Genomic DNA, 4,053 nt, shown 5'->3' on the forward strand with positions numbered 1-4,053 from the left:
GAAGAGGTAGTCAGAAGAATCATCCCTTGATTTTCTTCTCCTATCTTGCCCAAAATAGGCTCATTTTTGCACCATTACCACCTAAAAGCTGGTACTCCCTTAGTATCTAAAAATGCTGTAAACTTTGCCTACCAAAGCTTTCATAATTAATCAGCAAACCCTAATTAAAGATCAAAAAGATTTCCCCTACTCCCCTACTCCCTCACTCCCCTACTCCCCTACTCTCAGTTTCAATCTGCCGCACCACAGTCAATGCTGAATAAGACACTCCTGCCGTACCCTCTCCCGGATGAGTTGAATCTCCTACTAACCATAAATCCTGAATGGGAGTACGATTGGCAAATCCAAAAGGTCCGAAAGTTGAAAGACGCTGACCGACACCACCCACAACACCTTCCTCTCGTGCCGTAAATTTAACAAAAGTACGAGGTGTCGCCGCTTCTTGATGAACTATTGTTTCTGGTTTTAAATAAAAGTATTCACTCAAACGAGCGATCGCTTCCTCAGTATATTGCTGCTTCAACCCCTGATAATCTTTGCAATGTCTCCAAATCTGAGTATCGGTAAAACTCGAAGCTGTAATTGTTGCTTTGCCTGTGGGAGCGCGACCGTCTCCCGGATGACTCACTGATACAAACAAAGAATTATTTTCTCCAATGGGGCCGTCGTAGTTGTAGAAAAACTGCAAATGAGGCGGACAGTTTGCTGGAATAGCACTTTCATCTACTCCTAAATAAATTACAAATGCACCCGATGGTGAAGGGACTTTATTTACTCGGCGTTTGTAACCGGGTATTGGGTGTGAGGTCTGATTTTCATCTTCCACTAACTTTACTAAGTTTTGCACCGTGACATTAGCTACAATATGGTCAGCGGTTTCTACCCAAGTTTCTCCAGTTTTTTGATTTCTGACTCTGACACCAGTAGCTTTACTCTTATCTATATGTATCTGTTCCACAGTATGACCCATAAAGAGTTTGCCTCCGTCTCTTTCTAAGGCTGCAACTAGGCGATCGCTTAATACCTGCATACTTCCCTCTAGATGATACAAACCTTGGGGAGCTTGGGAAACAGCTAAAGCAGTCGCAGCGTAAAGTAAGGCAGTTTCCTCTGTACCTACTTGAGAGTAAAGTTTCAGTTGTAAATCCAGAAATGTTTTTAACCGTAGATTATCATTTAAACCATACAAACGTAGTGCATCTGCCACTGTCGTCAAAGTAAATGGCACTGTTATCAAAGTATCCAGGCGTACTGCTTTTGCTAACTGCCACATATCCCAGATATTACGCGGTGGTAAAACTGGGTCTCGCCCTTGAAACTTCCAACTTGCCTCAAATAATTTTGTCATTAGTTGCCAAAATGGTTCGCTACCGGGAAACTGCTGAAGTCTCTCTTGTTGCCATTTTTTTTGGTCGCGCCAAACATTAATGGGTTGAGTTTCTCCTGGTAGAAATACGGCGCAGGCAGGGTCACAGTTGGTAGCGTTCGGAATATCTATCTCCAGCTCAGAAAAAATTCGGTGATGAATTCCACCTGTTTCTAAACCTGCCACTTGAGTTGCACCCACATCGAAAGTAAAACCACGTCGCTTAAAAGTAGAAGCACAGCCACCAGGGACGATCGCTTGGTCGAATATCTGGACTTGATAGCCTTTATGGGCCAGTAATGCCCCTGCTGTTAGGCCACCAATGCCAGCACCACATATCACAATTTTTGATTTTTGTATAGTCTTTTTATCAGACATAGAATTTATATTAATATTTCTTAACTAAATATTAGTATAATGTATCATTTCATTGACTTTTTGTAACTTTTAACTTTTGGCTTCTAACTTTTGACTTTTGACTTTTGACTTGCGTGTAGCGCTATGCCAAGTCCACAGAACAAAAGTACTTTTCTATTACCCCCTTAAACTGTTAGCGTATTTACCTCCATTTTTACTCTGTAATCATGAAATATAGCGATTAGCAGGTTTAGTATTAATAGGGGGATTTATATACAGAAATTAATTCTTTTTTTTTACTGTTTAAGCATTGTTCATTCAAGTATTGACAAAGAATAATAGTTGCTAAAATCATCTGGATGATGTCCGATATAGGTTTATTTAATACAACCGCATAATTACAGAAATATTTGGATTGAACTAAGAATTTTATGAAAATTCTATCAAGCCATTGAAAGGCTTTACAAATAAGAATTATTCACACATTGTTTTGAGAATATGAATAATCAAGTTGATTTTAGACCTCCGCATAATTACAGAAATATTTGGGTCTAACTGACTATTTTATGAAGATTCTGTAAAACTACTCAAAATTTAGTCAAAACTAATTCAATTTATCTGTATACTGTGATAGAAAAATAAAGCAATGGAAATATTTATGACTATTACTTAAATATTTTTCCCGATGTATCCTATGATTTTTTTTATTAAATTAGCAGCTTTTTATGAAGATTCTGTAAAACTACTCACAATCAAATTAAAAGTAATGGGGTTTAATCCGTGTATACGCTAAAAATAATAAAGAAATCGAAATATTTATGACTATTACTTAAATATTTTTTTTGGTGCATCCTACGTTTTTTTTCATTGAATTAGAAGTCCAGTTATGAAAATTCAGTAAAATTACTCAAAATCAAGCCAAAAGTAATGCGGTTTATCCGTGTATATGCTAAAAACGATATAAGACCAAAATATTAATGATGAAGTGGATATCTTATTACTTTGCAAGTACTATAGCTTTCTTTCCTGAGATGGTTAGAAAATTAAGTTTTGCAATTATCTTAAGATATAGCACAACACATTTTTTCCCACCACTCCTAGATTTTTCTGTAAGACTATTTAAAGTGTCAAAATTGAATTCGCGATTTTATCAGTTACAACAACTTCGAGCGCTCTAAAAGTAGCTATCGATCGCACAGAACCTTTAAAGCTGTCATCAAAAATATAACTATATTTATCATTGCTACCGATATGTTTTATTAACTGAGTCGGTAAATTTTGCATCTTCTCAAGACAGCACTATGGCTCTGAAAAGTAAAACCTATCGTAATGTCTTGAGGATAAGACAAAAAAACTCAACAAAGCCCTCAAATATTAACTCCCTACTTATTAAAAATTTTATGTTTCAGGAGAAATCAAGCTATGACTATTTCCAAACTCATCAAAAAATTTGCTACTACTCTCGCCGGAACAGCTTTCGTTACTCTTAGTGGTACCACAGCAGCTCAGGCAATTTCCATAACTCCCACCAGTAATGGTGATGATTTGCTCAATGAAATTCTCGGTAGTGGGATTACAATTGTACCAGGTTCTATCAACTATACAGGTGCTGCTGGTGCTTCTGGAATTTTCAGTGATGGATTATCATCTGGTATTGGCATAGATAGCGGTATTATTCTGACTACAGGTCAAGCAATAGATGCTAAAGGTCCTAATGAATCGGATAAGAAAACTACCGACAATGGATTGCCTGGAGATTCAGATTTGGATGGGTTGATTCCTGAAGAGCAAACAACTTTTGATGCAACTATTCTGGAATTTGACTTTGAAAGTGAAGGAGGAGGCCTTTTCTTCAATTATGTATTTGCCTCTGAAGAATATGTAGAATGGACAAACACTAAATTCAATGATGTCTTCGGCTTCTTCTTAAATGGCATCAATATTGCTCTAATCCCTGGTACATCTACTCCAGTTGCTATCAATACAGTTAATGGAGGAAAACCACTGGGAACTGATGCTAGTAACCCACAATTTTTCAACAATAATGACCCTAGTGAGGGTGGACCATTTTTCGATCTAGAATATGATGGTTTTACTAATGTATTTACTGCACAAGCATTAGGACTTAGTGCTGGAACTCACAAGATTAGATTAGCGATCGCTGATGCTGGTGATGCTTTTCTCGACTCTGCTGTATTTATTCAGGCAAACAGCTTTTCAGATGTTCTTCAAGACTCTGAAACAATATCAGAACCAACATCAAAACCCACCTTAAAACCAACATCAAAACCCACCTTAAAACCAACATCAAAACCCACCTTAAAACCAAC

2 protein-coding genes are annotated in these 4,053 nt (G+C 37.2%); one reads left to right on the top strand and one right to left on the bottom strand.

What is annotated here, in order from left to right; genetic code table 11:
* Window positions 1-202: 202 nt before the first annotated feature.
* Window positions 203-1,744: a C-3',4' desaturase CrtD gene (crtD, locus tag AC3DU7_RS22320; protein ID WP_488041499.1), complete on the bottom strand. Its 1,542-nt coding sequence runs from the start codon at window positions 1,742-1,744 to the stop codon at window positions 203-205.
* A 1,401-nt stretch (window positions 1,745-3,145) separates the two neighbouring features.
* On the opposite strand from crtD, the gene AC3DU7_RS22325 reads away from it, so the two are divergent.
* Window positions 3,146-4,053 (top strand): choice-of-anchor L domain-containing protein (locus AC3DU7_RS22325; protein ID WP_488041500.1); only part of this gene is annotated, 908 nt, incomplete at its 3' end.

The organism is Okeania sp. (assembly GCF_983059655.1).